This window comes from Bacteroidales bacterium (assembly GCA_031275285.1).
In the GTDB taxonomy this organism is placed as follows: Bacteria; Bacteroidota; Bacteroidia; order Bacteroidales; family UBA4181; genus JAIRLS01.
Genome location: JAISOY010000217.1, coordinates 13,779 through 28,260, shown reverse-complemented (window position 1 = coordinate 28,260; position 14,482 = coordinate 13,779). Strand labels below are relative to the sequence as shown.

Annotated in this window: 16 protein-coding genes; 12 read left to right on the top strand and 4 right to left on the bottom strand. The window is 36.9% G+C overall.

Translation table 11 applies throughout. From position 1 onward, the window contains the following. The 9 genes from LBQ60_21475 to LBQ60_21435 form a co-directional block, all read left to right on the top strand. The coding region (locus tag LBQ60_21475; protein ID MDR2040495.1) for a hypothetical protein at positions 1 to 660 on the top strand (660 nt) is incomplete at its 5' end. Positions 661 to 684: 24 nt separating this feature from the next. Beyond that, positions 685 to 1,392 carry a hypothetical protein gene (locus LBQ60_21470; GenBank protein MDR2040494.1) on the top strand — a complete coding sequence of 236 codons (708 nt, stop codon included), beginning with the start codon at positions 685 to 687 and terminating at the stop codon, positions 1,390 to 1,392. Continuing rightward, entirely contained in the window at positions 1,382 to 1,711 is a 330-nt protein-coding gene (locus LBQ60_21465) for a DUF1493 family protein (protein ID MDR2040493.1), read from the top strand. The genes LBQ60_21470 and LBQ60_21465 overlap by 11 nt, the downstream gene beginning before the upstream one ends. A 93-nt stretch (positions 1,712 to 1,804) precedes the next feature. After that, positions 1,805 to 2,038: a hypothetical protein gene (locus LBQ60_21460; protein MDR2040492.1), complete on the top strand. Its 234-nt coding sequence runs from the start codon at positions 1,805 to 1,807 to the stop codon at positions 2,036 to 2,038. A 100-nt stretch (positions 2,039 to 2,138) separates the two neighbouring features. Then, complete coding sequence (locus tag LBQ60_21455) at positions 2,139 to 2,933, top strand: hypothetical protein (GenBank protein MDR2040491.1); 795 nt, start codon at positions 2,139 to 2,141, stop codon at positions 2,931 to 2,933. Positions 2,934 to 2,995: 62 nt separating this feature from the next. After that, a complete protein-coding gene (locus tag LBQ60_21450) occupies positions 2,996 to 3,646 on the top strand; it encodes a hypothetical protein (GenBank protein ID MDR2040490.1) in 651 nt (216 codons plus the stop codon). A gap of 75 nt (positions 3,647 to 3,721) precedes the next feature. Further along, entirely contained in the window at positions 3,722 to 4,471 is a 750-nt protein-coding gene (locus LBQ60_21445) for a hypothetical protein (protein ID MDR2040489.1), read from the top strand. 270 nt (positions 4,472 to 4,741) lie between these two features. Next, on the top strand, positions 4,742 to 5,512 hold the full coding sequence (locus tag LBQ60_21440) for a S1/P1 nuclease (protein MDR2040488.1): 771 nt from the start codon (positions 4,742 to 4,744) through the stop codon (positions 5,510 to 5,512). A 71-nt stretch (positions 5,513 to 5,583) separates the two neighbouring features. Further along, on the top strand, positions 5,584 to 6,618 hold the full coding sequence (locus LBQ60_21435) for a nucleoside hydrolase (protein ID MDR2040487.1): 1,035 nt from the start codon (positions 5,584 to 5,586) through the stop codon (positions 6,616 to 6,618). Between the two features lie 137 nt (positions 6,619 to 6,755). Here the strand turns inward: LBQ60_21435 and porQ are convergent, their stop codons facing one another. Both porQ and LBQ60_21425 read right to left on the bottom strand, forming a co-directional pair. Then, positions 6,756 to 7,817 (bottom strand): type IX secretion system protein PorQ, encoded by a 1,062-nt coding sequence (gene porQ, locus LBQ60_21430; GenBank protein MDR2040486.1) that lies wholly within the window; start codon positions 7,815 to 7,817, stop codon positions 6,756 to 6,758. Between the two features lie 12 nt (positions 7,818 to 7,829). Then, on the bottom strand, positions 7,830 to 8,807 hold the full coding sequence (locus LBQ60_21425) for a dihydroorotate dehydrogenase-like protein (GenBank protein ID MDR2040485.1): 978 nt from the start codon (positions 8,805 to 8,807) through the stop codon (positions 7,830 to 7,832). 232 nt (positions 8,808 to 9,039) lie between these two features. Here LBQ60_21425 and LBQ60_21420 point away from each other — a divergent pair, with 232 nt between their 5' ends. Next, entirely contained in the window at positions 9,040 to 9,750 is a 711-nt protein-coding gene (locus tag LBQ60_21420) for a peroxiredoxin (protein ID MDR2040484.1), read from the top strand. 104 nt (positions 9,751 to 9,854) lie between these two features. On the opposite strand, the gene LBQ60_21415 is transcribed toward LBQ60_21420, so the two are convergent. Beyond that, positions 9,855 to 12,440 carry an adenosylcobalamin-dependent ribonucleoside-diphosphate reductase gene (locus LBQ60_21415; protein MDR2040483.1) on the bottom strand — a complete coding sequence of 862 codons (2,586 nt, stop codon included), beginning with the start codon at positions 12,438 to 12,440 and terminating at the stop codon, positions 9,855 to 9,857. A gap of 365 nt (positions 12,441 to 12,805) precedes the next feature. Here LBQ60_21415 and LBQ60_21410 point away from each other — a divergent pair, with 365 nt between their 5' ends. Continuing rightward, positions 12,806 to 13,306, top strand: coding sequence for a flavodoxin (locus LBQ60_21410; protein ID MDR2040482.1), 501 nt, complete (start codon positions 12,806 to 12,808; stop codon positions 13,304 to 13,306). A 64-nt stretch (positions 13,307 to 13,370) separates the two neighbouring features. Here the strand turns inward: LBQ60_21410 and LBQ60_21405 are convergent, their stop codons facing one another. Continuing rightward, positions 13,371 to 13,838, bottom strand: coding sequence for a GNAT family N-acetyltransferase (locus tag LBQ60_21405; protein MDR2040481.1), 468 nt, complete (start codon positions 13,836 to 13,838; stop codon positions 13,371 to 13,373). Between the two features lie 389 nt (positions 13,839 to 14,227). On the opposite strand from LBQ60_21405, the gene LBQ60_21400 reads away from it, so the two are divergent. Then, positions 14,228 to 14,482 (top strand): hypothetical protein, encoded by a 255-nt coding sequence (locus LBQ60_21400; protein MDR2040480.1) that lies wholly within the window; start codon positions 14,228 to 14,230, stop codon positions 14,480 to 14,482.

Here is a 14,482-nt window from a genome sequence, read left to right as displayed (position 1 = left end):
GATGAAAGATATAATAGTGCACTTGACTATTATTACCTAAAAATTAAAAATAAACCTACACAAGGATTCCTTAAGGCCCCAACCCATATACGAATGATACAAAATGACACGGTTTCAGTTAATTTTGATAATTACATGAACAGTATTATTGATTTTTCATTATTTAAAGCTTATATCAAGGAAAAAGATCTCAGTAACAAAGATTCCATTATAGAAACTTATGTGCATTTTCTTAAGTATGACCCTATGTTAAACATTGACAGGACTGCTCAAAAACAACATCAATTAAATTATGATATTGATGTTCTTCAACTACCCTATGATATGGCAGTTGAAAATATTGACCGTAATTGTAGACTACAACAGACAAGTATTGATTTTATTACTTACAAAAGAATAAAATCTATTGAAGATATATATCAGGTTACTTCTGCTTATCCTGAACTTTATAAGGAGCTTGAAAAGATAGATATCGACTTTCAGAATAGAATTGATTGGTTTTTCAATTGGGGCTTGCTTTCCATTGATTGTCAATTCAATGACGGTGAATTGATCTCTGTTGATGTTAAAGTCTTATATTCTTCTGAATCTGTATATCTTTATTTACTGACACATTCTGAAAAAGAACAGAATGAAATTATAAGGGAAGATAATGAATAATGAGTGAGTTTCGGGGTAGGACAAATGAGAATTCAGGAGGTGATCGGCAAAATATATGCACATGGTTTTTCCCAGGGAACGCTTTCTTTGGCTCAGGGCGGCAGATTCCACCATGGTTTTATTTCTGCTGCTTTCACGGCTGGATTGGCGCCGGGGATACAGAACAGCGCCAGATCAGATTTTGGCCGGATAGTCGCCTCTTCTGTGGTTGGTGGCACGGCTTCTGTTTTGGGTGGTGGAAAGTTCGCTAACGGAGCGGTTACGGGCGCTTTTGTCATGTTGTTTAATCATATGCAGCATCCAGAAGAAATTGTTTCATCATCAAGTTCTGATCCACTATATGAATACAATGGTAAAGGGTATGAAACTAAAGGAGAATTATATGGAGCTATACTCTTAGACCAAGCGGCAGAACAATTCGGTATTAAAGATATAGTTTCTCTCGCAGCAGTTTTAGATAATCAAGGTTTGTTAAGTAAACCTTTTCAAATGGAAGGCGCTTCTAAAGGAACATCTCTTGCATCTAAATATGGTGCAAAGTTGCTGCCTCAAGAATTGCCTAAAAGAGTACCAACTCACTTTAGGAATGGAACTTTAAGATATACAAAAGTTTTTGGTAGATTTTTAGGTAGAATGGCTGGACCTGTGGGTTGGGGTATTCTGTTGTATGATGTAGGAATGACACTTTATAATACACAAAAAATATATAACAATATAATAAATGGAAAATAGAAGTTACAATATTGTAATAGATTATATTGCCAAAGAATTTAATTTAAATAAGAGCAAATTAAGTTTAGAAGTTTCTTTGTCAGATATAGGGTTAGATGGAGATGACGTTTTAGATTTTTTACTTAAATTTTTTAAAGAATTTAAAATAGACTATGAACAAACTAATTATAGAGATTTTATTCCAAGAGAGGGTGGCTTTCTTGTCAGTAATCTTTTATCTTTATTTAGTAAAAAGAAAAAAATAAAAGATAATAATGAAATCTTTGTGAAAGATTTAGTCATATCATTAGATAAAAAAAAATGGTATAAAAACCCTTAAAACAAGAAAAATCTTGACTCATCTGTCAAAATTTAGCCACATTTTTATTTCTGCTGTATTCACCTTTTGTCATGTTGTCCAATTATATGCAGTATGAGCGGAAATATTGTTATTGATGGAATAAAATTTCGTGCTACTGTCGTTCTTCAAGGTTATGCCAGGTCAAGATACCCAATTAATACGCAATATCAGCAACCACAACAAGCTGGAGATAATATTGTACTAAAATATTTCCGTTACCCATCAGTAGGTAGCCATGGTAGTTTTGAAATGTCAATTTCTATTCCAACGGACTTCAAAAGGTTTTTTGATAAACGATATTATTAAGTATTCCGTTTCTATTAAATGAATATACCTTCATATCAAAAAATAATATAACGATGGATTTTAGCAAAAAACCACCTGAGCTAATTAATACTAAAAACATATGAAAAAATTTATTATATATTCGGCTTTAGTTATCACAGTTTTGGGATTTGTTTTTCTGTACCATATTCAAAAAAAAACATATGAACAAAATTATTTAAGTCTTAGTGAAAATATTTTATTTCAAATAGTGTATATCCCAGACCAAACTTTTTCCTTATATGGTAAATACGTAGACAGTATGAATCAGCTTGTGGATTCTTTAGCAATGAGTGGTTATGACGAAGAATATAGTGTCCTTTATTTAGGAGATCCATTTAATCAATATAATAAATATTTGAGTTATATTCCCCTTTATAATCGAAAATTAAAAAAAGCAGAGGGATATATTTTACTGAGTGCTGGAATTGACGGAAAAATAAATAATGTTTTTAAAGACTCAATTTATCTGGATGAGGATATTCAATTACGGTTATATGACAAGTCAGATACTACTTTCTGTATTACTAAAAGATGGTTTGGCAATAAAGACTGGTTAATCTCTAAGGTTGATGGGCGACAACAATTGGTAGATCAGGCAATGCCAACAGAAATTCAATCTTTGGTAAAACAAGCCAAAGCTCTTAAAATAAATGATACCAGATTGAAAGTTAGAATAGGTGATCGTATTGTAAAGCTAGATACGGTTGTTTATTTTTGTTACCAGGATATTTGGATAAAAAATTATCCTCTGGAATATGATTTGATAAGACCCTATCAGATTGGTGATAGTATATCTATAGCCGGGGTGTTTCGGGGTTGGGAAAACGATAGTACAATAAAAATGATCAATTGTATCCCTGTGGGTGATAACTAAGTTAAATAATTGTAAATATCATTTTTTCGGTTAATTAGAAGATACCCTATAAGTACAAGTCCATGGGGAAGAAAATAATTTTTAAAGTAGCGGAAATATTGACGGCATGCGCCATCTTAATACTGATATTGATAAATTTTGGCTGTTCTTCAAGCAAATACTTATTGTCAGAAAATGATGATTTTATAAGCATTTTTACTAAAGAAGAACTAATGGATTTGCAGATTCTTTTCGATTTTTTTAATCAGAAAATATCTTCTGATTGTGATTACAGAGATTTGGATAAATGTTACTATACCTACCTTGAAAGAAATTCAACAGCCTATGAAACCGGATTCACAGAATTTAATATTCCTATTGCTGAACAACTGGATATTTATTCGCGGATATCCGATTCGACTTTTCATACTATATGGTGTTTCGGATGGGCTGTATACCAGGATTATCCACAGGATACATTTAAACATATTACCTATAATCCGGATGGGAAATATTTTAAACTTTTAAAACGAATAGGAGAAAATGATGAAATTGTTGAAGACTATTATAAGACAATAGAACTTGTGGGTGATATCGCACCATCAAACATTATTGAATTTGTGGCAAACTATCGTGCATTTAATTTCGGAGATTTGAGGATTAAATTTTTCATAGCCATACATTACCTTACCTTAAATGATCAAAATGAAAGAAAAGAAAAGCATAAAGAATGATCTAAGTTAACCGGCCTTGCAATATCGAATTCTATCAGATTTGCTTCCACAGCAACAACAAATAAAATCAAGTCCATGGGAAATAAATTAAAGTATTTAATAATCAGTGGAGTAATAATAATTTCATCTTTATATATAATCCGCTTATCGTCCTATTTATTGTATGATGACAATAAGAGAATTATGTTGAAAATAATTAATACAGATTCTGATTTTTCAATCGGGCATTGGTTAAATTTACTTGATGATTCGGATATTAAACGTTTCTCTTTTATGGATATAGAGAAAAATAATAATTTTTGGTTAGTTCTTATTGAAGATGTTAAATATGCCGGCTCTCCATACTATTATTACTATTTTAAAGTAGTTGAAGAAGAGGGCTTTCTGAAAGCGCCATCACATTATCGATTAGTTAAAAATAAAAAAATACCATTAGATAACTATTTGGATTATATGATTGACGTAAAATTATTTAATCGATATATAAAAGAAAAGCAATTGTCGGAAAAAGATATGGTCGTTTCAACTTATATGGCCATTCTTAACAATAAAGATGCTTCTGGGAGTAATGCCGATTTTTATAGAAAAATATCATCTTTCAATGATATAGCTCAATTATTATCTGAAAGACCGCCTTATCCTAACCCTTTTGATGATCTCATAGATATTGAAAATATAAATATAGATTTTCATAATGGTCTTTATTATTGGTTTTACAATGAAGGTATAGTTAGAGCAGACTTTCATTTTGAAGAGCATGGGATTTTAAAGTCAGTCCATTTTACATATATTGGAAGATTAGGTAACGAAAATCTGGGCATATAAAAATGATAAAAGCTGTGCATGATTTCGAGCGAAAGAAAAAACATAAAGAATGTTTATCCGATTGACGATAACCAATCTTCAGCAGATAGAAGAGATAGCGTTAAAAATGATTGAGATGTTTGTGTTTGTCACCAATAATTGCTAATATTGTGATCAGGACGGGATTACAGGGAATAACAACCGTATAAATACAAAATAATCAGTTCAATTCATGAGATTGACAATGTTTTATTTTGCATGATTTTAAATACTTTCTATATTTGATTAAAGATGATTAAAAAGATTGGGATATTATTGGTAGGTATCATTATTTGTCTTCCCAATACCTTATTTGCCTGGGGACAATCGGGTCATAACGCTGTTGCATACATTGCGGAATGTAACCTGACTAAAAAAGCAAAGAAAAATATTGAAAAATATTCAGGGCATTCTATTGTCTATTATTCTGTATGGATGGATAATTACCGGGCTACACCGTCATATGCACATACAACAGTCTGGCATACGGCAGCGGTAGATGAGCATTTGCAGTATACTGAAGCCGTCCGCAGCTCCAAAGGCGACGTAGTTTGCGAGTTGGAAAATGCTATCAAAGCATTGCAGGGTTATAAGAATCTGGAAGATTCGCTGGTGGTGTTGAACCTGAAATACGTGATCCATATGGTAGGCGATATGCATTGTCCCGTACATGTGAAATATCCGGGTATTAAAAACTTCAATGTAAAACTGAATGGTACGCAATACTCATATCATGCTGTCTGGGATTCACAGATCATTGACAGATACCGCAAATGGGGATATATGGAATGGGCGCACCAGCTAGACCGTTGTACTAAGAAAGAAATAAAGGAAATGGCATCAGGTACGCCAAGGGAATGGTTCCACCAGACAGCGGTTGATTGCCGTGTGATCTACGAGTGGGCCTCTCCTAATGAAGAATTGGGTAAAGATTTTCTGAATGTTGCTATTTTTCTGGCTGAAAGTCAGATATTGAAAGCTGGGTATCGTTTGGCTGGAGTATTGAATTTACTTTTTGGATAAAAGGTCAGATTTAATATATAATATACTCTATTTGAATTATTTGAATTAGCTTATCTAAACTATCGCTTTATATGAAAAATGTCTTATTGGGAATATTGGTTTGTAATATTTTTTTATCTTGTACGACCAAAAACAATTCAATAAAAACTTCAAATAATTGCCATATTCCTGTTATATTTGAGACAGATATGGGAAATGATATTGATGATGCACTGGCTCTTGACTTGCTTTATAAAGCTATGGATGACGGATTGGTCGATATTATAGGCATCAGCAACCATAAACAAAGCGATTATGCAACAACATTTATAGATATCATGAATACATGGTATGGTTATCCGGATATACCCATTGCCCTTGCTGCCAAACCTGTACCTAATAACCATGCTGCTGATTATACGGAAGCGATATGTAAGATGATGCTGGATGATAAAGAGGCATTTGCACGCACAAAAAAGGAAAAAGATATCGAAGAATCCGTAAACATGTATCGTCGTTTGCTGTCTGCCCAGCCAGACCATTCGGTGGTGCTTGTATCTGTCGGGTTTTCAACAAGCCTTGCTTTGTTATTGGATTCCAAAGCAGATCAATATTCAAAATTATCGGGTAAGGAGCTTGTTGCTCAAAAAATAAAACTGACCTCAGTAATGGGGGGAAGTTTTGGTGAAAAAAAACGCGCTGAATTCAATATAGAAAATGATATTCCCGCTGCACAGAAATTCTTTGCCGAATGGCCTACTCCTATTGTTCTTTCCCCGTTTGAAGCAGGAGTTATGGTTCAATTTCCATCCACAGTCATCGAAAATGACTTTGGATGGACGGCCCTGCACCCTGTGGTAGAAGGCTATAAAGCCTACAGGCCTATGCCATACAACCGTGCTACATGGGACCTGACTTCCGTATTGTATGTTCTCCATCCGGATACGGACATGTTTACCCGTACCGAACAGGGTACAATTCATGTGGACGAAAAGGGATATACTTATTTTACACCTAAAGAAAACGGAAACGTTAAATGGTTATATATTGATAAAGACCAGGCTGTACGCATGAAAAAATGGTTCATTGATAACATAACCCGTAAGCCGGAGAAATACAATCGATAGATATTACTTGGTGAATTGATCCTGAGCTCTTCTTTATAATAGATTCGGTGTTTTATTATTTAAGCTTTTATGAAGTTATTTGTCAATTGTAAACATTTATATATCAATCTGTTATCTATTTTACTTAATGAATACGTTTAACGTCTTTTTGCCCTGTTTAAATCCACATTGACGGAAAAATGATTGGATGCCCCTGACAAATGCCAGCTGGAACGGGCATAATCAATACGGAAACGGGATATGTGTATTCCCATCCCCCATGAAAAACCTACCATTCCTGTTTTTGATGATATTTTCATATCCTGCCGTCGGTTATAATTGTATCCTCCCCTCAGGATAAATCCTTTAAAAGGGGTGCATTCTACTCCCAGTATGATGTGTCGCATCAACTCATCTGCAAATAAATCAAACCCTTTTTTATTCCTGTCTTCACCTGTCGTCTGTCCTGTTGAAGTATTTTCAGTTCTATGATATCCTAACCTGAAACGTTCCAGATGCTGTACTACCAACGAAAACCGGAAGGGTGCATGTCGTAGCCTTTGTGAAACACCTAGTTGTATTTCAAACGGAACCGCCTCCCTCCCATTCCTGGAATAAGATGATAGTTGTCCTCCCATATTTCTGATGACAAAAGCTGCCGTAAATAATTGTTCAGGATGCCTGTAAGTAACTCCTATATCTGCCAGCAGGCCAAAAGATGAATACCGTTCGAAAACAGACATTAAGGGCTTTACATTCATGCCTACCAGCCAGACACTATCCATCCACGGAAGGACACGGGAATAAGTAAAATTAAAAGCATATTCGGCGGCATTGAATGAACCTGTAATCATCCCCATCATATCCGCTTCAATAAAGCTGCCGTAATTGATATAATGGATACCTGTTGAAAAGTTACCGAATTTTCTGTGTGAACGGGAATAAGCGACATATCCGAAATTAATACCCGCGAAATAATTGACATAATTCATGGACAGGTAATTATCGGCAGTACTGTCCAGTAATGCCGGATTATAAAATGCCAGTGCCGGGTTGGCATCCGGTACTGCATTTACTTTCCCTCCCAATGCCGCTACCTGTGGAGAAGGTACCAGGTTAAGGAACCCATATGTAGAAGTTCCCCCTACCTGAGCTTGTACCGGAAAAAGGACAAAGAACAGTGGAACGAGAAAGAACAATACTTTTTTCTCATTTTCCATTGCTCGCATGGACTAAATGTGGCTGGAGAAATATTTCATGAATTGTGACCGCTCATATTGTTGCGGATTGTCAATATTCCTGTAATTTGATTTTCCACGGAAACCTTCTATACTGTCAAAGTGATGTTCTTCCATCCATTTTTCCAGATCACTGATAATTGATTGTATCAGGTCCGGCCCATTATTATAGATGGCTGAGCATAACTGGGTGGTTTGTGCTCCTGCCAGGATTGTTTTAATAACACCTGAAGCATCATGTATACCTGTGGATGCAGAAATTTCAATATTTTCCACAATAGATGAAACGATAGATATCCAGCGTAAAGAATTACGAAGATCCGCGGATGTACTATATACACTGGCAGATTTTAATCCCAGGGTTTTAATATCGATATCCGGCTCATAAAAACGGTTAAAAAGAACCACCCCTTTTGTTCCACGATTATACAGATGATCTACCAGGTTCGGTAAACTCGTAAAATGATTACCCAGTTTAAACGAAAAGGGAATTTTAAGAATTTGTTTTAAAGCAGCAGCTATTTCGAAGTAGATTTCCTCATATACGATAGGCTGCCTGTCTTTGTTTGTAGGGATAAAATACATATTGACCTCAAGAGCATCTGCTCCTGCCATTTCCATTTTTTTTGCAAAATCGATCCATCCTGTAGCCGACATACAATTAACGCTGGCAATGATAGGAATAGAAACCGTTCCTTTTGCATCCTCAATCAATTGCAGGTATTTTTGCACAGAATGTCCTTGTACATAACTGTGTAAGTAATCTGCTGCTTCCGGATAATAATCACCGGCATTTTGTAGACTATGGGCTTCATGCAAAATTTGTTCTTCAAATAATGATTTTAGAACAACAGCTGCAGCACCTGCGGCTTCTAGTTTCTGTATTTTTTCGACTGAATCGGTTAATGAACTGCTTCCGACAATCAGGGGATTCTTTAATTGGAGTCCTAAATAAGATGTGTTAAGTTTCATTGGTATAAATTGTTTGATAATCAGCGATAAGATCGATTTTATGTATTACAGTAAGGTATTATTATATGAATGTTTCATGATACTGATCAATGCGCAAATCTAATGATTTTTTATAAAAAAGAATCAACTATTTTTTGAGTAATAATTATACTTTGTTTATTGATCATGTCCGAGAAAATTTCTTACATTTGTTATTTGTAAGCATTTATTCTCTAATTATAAATTGATAAACATGGAAAACGAAATTCACTCAATGCCGCGTATCGGCGATCGCGCCCCTGCATTTAAAGCAGTAACTACCCAGGGAGAAATCATCTTTCCCGAAGCATATAAGGGAAAATGGATCATTCTTTTCAGCCATCCATCAGACTTTACCCCGATCTGTACATCCGAATTTATCACCTTTGCCAGTATGCAGGAAGATTTTGAGGCACTGAACTGTCAGCTGATCGGGTTATCTATCGACGGTCTGGCAAGTCATATAGCCTGGTTACGCACCATAAAAGAAAAGATAGAATACAAGGGGATGAAAAATATGGAGGTAAAATTTCCGCTTATTGAAGACATTACCATGGATATTGCCAACAAATACGGAATGATACAACCGGGCGCAAGTAATACAAAAGCAGTCCGGGCTGTTTTCTTTATTGATCCGGAAGGAATTATCCGCACGATTATTTATTATCCGCTTAATCTGGGACGTAATTTTGACGAGATCAAACGGGTACTGGTCGGGCTTCAGACTGTGGATAACTTCAAAGTTGCCCTGCCGGCCGACTGGCGTCCCGGAGATGAAGTTGTAGTACCGGCTCCAAGTACAAGTGGAGGTGCAAATGACAGGATGAAAAATGTGGAAGGTATGACCTGCCATGATTGGTTCTTCTGTACAAAACCGTTAGCAAAGGAGGAAGTAGAAAAATCTCTGGGATATAAAGATTTATAAGGCATCAACAAAAAAATCACCAAAGATCTTTAAGTAATTATAATACAAAAATCCGGTTGAATGATTCAACCGGATTTTTGTATTATTCTCAAACCCTAATCAGGTTATCCGCATTTGGAATATCCACATCCCTGACATGTGAGGCATCCTTCTTTATAAATGAGGGTTCCTTCTTCTCCACAATCAGGACATTTATTACCTTTGGTTACTTTTGTTCCATCTGGAATATATTTCTTTAAAGCCCTTTCCACTCCATTTTTCCATGTATTGATGGTTTCGCTGTTCAAATGGAGCGACGATACCAGATTAACCACATCAGGAATAGGCATACCAAATCTTAAGACACTGGAGATCAATTTCGCGTAATTCCAGTATTCCGGAGCGAACATACGGGACAGACCTCCAACTGTATTAGTATAACCATAACGGTCTTCATACTGGAAATCATAACGCTTCGAACCATCTTCTTCTTTTACCTTAATGATCTTCCCGTTAGTGATGGTTTTAGGGATCAGGAACACTTCATCATCTGTGATACCTGTAAATACTTCATATGGACGTCCTTCATACAACCCAATGAATGCGATCCAGTCTTCCTTGTTGTTTTTAAAACGAATGATCTCGGCATCCAATGATGCCGGACGACGACGCGGAGCTTCAGATCCGGAGGTTTTTGCCGGAGCATCTTTCTTCGTTGAGACAAGGATTCCTTCACGCGACCCTTCGCGATATACCGTGATTCCTTTACAGCCGCTCTGCCATGCTGTAATATATAATTTGGCAACCATTTCCTCTGACACGTTTTCAGGTAGATTAATGGTTACACTAATGGAATGATCCACCCATTTCTGAATTTCACCCTGCATGCGGACCTTATTCAACCAATCCACATCAGCGGATGTAGCTTTATAATACGGTGATTTTTCAATGATTTCCTTCATTTGTTCATCATTATATTTCATCACCTCTTTTACGTTATAACCATTGGCTTTCAACCAATCCAGAAACTTATGGTGAAATACCATGTATTCCTCATATGCAATACCCTTATCATCGGTAAAGGTAATGGTAACGTCCTGGTCGTTTGGATTGACAGTACGACGGCGTTTATAATACAAAGCAAAAGCAGGTTCGATACCGGAGGTGGTTTGCGTCATCAAGCTGGTAGTACCCGTCGGGGCAATGGTAAGCAATGCAATGTTACGGCGTCCGTACTTCTGCATATCCCGGTATAATCCTTCATCTTCCTTCCGGATACGTTCGATGAACGGATTATTCTGCTCCAGGGAAAAGTCGAATATACTGAATGCCCCACGTTCCTTGGCTAATTCAACTGAACCGCGATAGGCTTCCAGGGCCAGTGATTTTTGTACTTCCACAGAAAAATCGATCCCGTCATCACTGCCGTAACGTATGCCTAAAGCAGCCAGCATATCACCTTCCGCTGTAATGCCGATACCTGTACGACGACCTTCTTCCGTTTTTATGCGGATCTGTTCCCATAAGCGGCGCTCTACCCTTTTTACTTCAGGATCTTCAGGATCAGAGTGGATTTTAGAAAGGATGGCGTCAATCTTTTCCAATTCCAGATCGATGATGTCATCCATAATACGTTGTGCATACCTGACATGTTTACGGAATAAATCAAAATCGAACTTGGCCTGAGGTGTAAACGGATTTTCTACATATCCGAATAAGTTAATGGCCAACAAGCGGCAACTATCATAAGGGCATAACGGTATTTCACCGCATGGGTTTGTGGAAGTGGTACGATACCCGAAAGCGGCATAACAATCAGGTACGGATTCACGAATGATCGTATCCCAGAACAAAATACCGGGTTCTGCTGATTTCCATGCATTATGAATGATTTTGTTCCACAAAGACTGTGCATCAATCTCCTTGGTAAAGGTTGGTGTATTCGAATCTATCGGATATTTTGTCAGATAAGGACGTTGGTTGATGACGGCATTCATAAAATCGTCATCAATTTTTACCGATACATTGGCTCCGGTAATTTTCCCCGGAGTCATCTTCGCATCAATAAAACTTTCAGTATCAGGATGTTTGCTGGAAATACTCAACATCAACGCACCCCGGCGCCCATCCTGTGCAACTTCAAGTGTGGTATTGGAATAGCGCTCCATAAAGGTTACCACACCTGTTGATGTCAGTGCGCTATTCAATACCGGACTACCCTTAGGGCGGATGTGTGACAAATCATGTCCTACTCCTCCCCTACGTTTCATCAACTGTGCCTGTTCCTGATCGATCTTCATGATACCTCCGTACGAATCGGCATGGCTATCATTCCCGATCACGAAACAGTTGGACAATGATGCGATTTGAAACTTGTTTCCGATGCCTGTCATCGGACTTCCCTGAGGAACAATATACCTGAAGTTTTTGAACAAATCATACAACTCCTGTTCACTCATGGGGTTTTGGTATCGCCTTTCAACGCGTGCGACTTCGCGCGCCAAGCGCCAATGCATGTCGTCAGGCGATTGCTCGTAAATATTTCCAAAAGAGTCTTTTATAGCATATTTATTGACCCATACTTTGGCTGCCAGTTCATCACCATTAAAGTATTCGAGAGATTTCCTGTATGCCTCATCGAATGTATAAGTTCGTTCCTGTGGATGTTCTGTTTGTTGACTTTTTTTGGAAACCATTGTATCTGTATGCATTATTACGTATTATTTTATGACATTAAATTTTATTTTAAAAGAAGCCGCAAGTTATCACTACTATCATCGACGGGCAAATTTTTTATATATGGGTTATTAACAATCTCCCAATAGTTATTAACCTAAACGTAATAGCTTGAAATCCTTATACATGTGAGATTTTGCGTAATATTACTTCAATTTCCTATTATTCCCATTACACCATACAAAATCTCATGGAATACATATCCGGGAAATAGCCGGGGACCATCACTTTTCTATCCCCGATTATTATGATAATACTCACATAAATATACCTATAAATAGGGATTGCAGGATTTTTTTCCTATCGATAATTTTACATTTTAATTAAACCGTAATATAATATGAGTAAAATAGGAATCTTTTATGGCTCTTCCAACGGGACTACCCAGGAAATTGCCGGAAAAATAGCTAATAAGCTTGGAGTTGAACATCAGGATATCTATGATGTATCAAATGCAAAAAGCAGTGATCTGGATGCTTATGATATTTTGCTTCTGGGTAGTTCAACCTGGGGTGTCGGTGATTTACAGGATGACTGGGAAGGTTTTATCGGCACATTATCTTCTGCCGATTTAAAAAATAAGAAAGTAGCTTTATTCGGATGTGGGGATGCATCATCGTATCCTGATTCCTTTTGCGACGCCTTGGGAAAAATATACCAGTCTGTCAAAAATAAGACAAAAGTGATCGGCTTTGTAAGTACTGAAGGATATTCGTTCGATTCTTCAGAAGCTGTTGTCGATAACCGATTCGTTGGCTTAGTCATTGATGAAGACAATGAGAGCCATCTCACGGATGAACGCATCAATCAGTGGGTTAAGCAATTAAAGGAAGAATTTTAAACGATATAAAGGGAGTGAAAAGCCTGAATGTCTCAAAACGGCGAGACAATCTTTGTTTATTCGATCACTCAACAATCCTACTCAGTATTTGCATATCCTTGAGCAGAACACCGTTTTCATAGATCGGTTCAGGGAAATTGTCAATAAAGAAATTCTCACGCAGCCCCGATTTGTGGAAACCGTTTCGCTCATAGAATCGAATCAGTGCCGGCGCACAATCTTCCGTGCCGGTGCCGACAATAATCTCTTTGTATCCGTTCATCGCGGCAATCACTGCAATCTCCTCAATCAGCCGGCTTCCAGTGCCCATCCCCCGGTACGGCTCATCAACCGCTATGTTTTTCAACTCAACAGTGCTTTCATCAACCCGGTACAAGCAAAACACACCGGCCGGTTCCTCCTCCTGTGGAAACCGTACTACATAAACCTCCGAATCAAAAAGGTATTTATTTATCGATTCCCTCGTTTCATCAGCCTGCAACAGCAGACGATAGGGATAATCATTTCCTGTTTTATGTATTGCTATTTTCATTGGGGCAATATTTTGTGGAAGATTGCAATTAGTTGTCAAAGGTAGAAAGGTTCTTTGTGATGAACAAGGTAACCGTAGCAAATTTTCAATAATTCTTAAAAGAGTTCGTTCAGCTTAATTTGCAATTAACTTCGTTGAGAAGGGCTCGCTTAGTTGACTTCGTCGAGCTAAAGGTTAAGCCGTTGTTTTGGACTTTTTGGACAGCCTCTTTTAAGTAAAAAACAATTAATGTCATATTTACTGAACGTAATCCATTTGATCAATGAGACTTAAGAAAACAATAAATAGCACTGAGTGCTTAATTTTTATGAATGATGAGAATTTTTACTTGTAAATCCTGCTCCAGAATACACCTTGAGATGGAAAATCTCCTTTTACATTTTCAAACAATGGAAGAATTAAAGGAGTTTCGTAACTATCTGGATATCGTGGATGTTGAACATTATTCCATCCAAAACAGAAGCAAAGGATTCGCAAAAGATGTTTATCTGGCTATCGGGAAAATGCCGTTCAACATTGCTCTTACAAAAGAAGAATTCTCATCTTTAAAACAAATCATTGATCATTATTTGATCCAAAATACGATCAATCAAAACTTATTTCTGGTATTTAGCGAATTACACCTTCCATTGAGTCCTAATTGA